This is a genomic window from Bradyrhizobium sp. Kon69 (assembly GCF_055807515.1).
This window is the reverse complement of sequence record NZ_JBVVOS010000411.1, coordinates 1-260: the sequence shown is the minus strand read 5'-3', so window position 1 is coordinate 260 and position 260 is coordinate 1. Positions and strand designations below refer to the sequence as shown.

The following is a 260-nucleotide window of genomic DNA, read 5'->3' as shown; positions in this document are numbered from 1 at the left end:
GGCGTCGATAGAGACCATATTCACCACAAACTCCACCCCCACCAGATATTCCTGGATCAGGACCTGCGTGTTAGGGATATTCAGCTTATTGGTCGTTCCCAGTAGACGTTCCACGCCAGCCTGGCAGGCGTGCATACCTTCACAGATAAACACGCCATCGGCGCCTGCCCTTTCGAGGGGCTTGATTACTACAGGAAAACGTCCGTGCTCACTGATCCAGTCTCGCGCAAGCGCCCAAGAGCCAGCGATGAACTGCTGTG

1 protein-coding gene is annotated in these 260 nt (G+C 55.4%); it reads right to left on the bottom strand.

The genetic code is table 11. The annotated features are described in order from the left end of the window. Nucleotides 1-260: hypothetical protein (locus tag AC0L3U_RS39625; RefSeq protein WP_473365154.1), on the bottom strand; the 260-nt coding region annotated here is incomplete at both ends.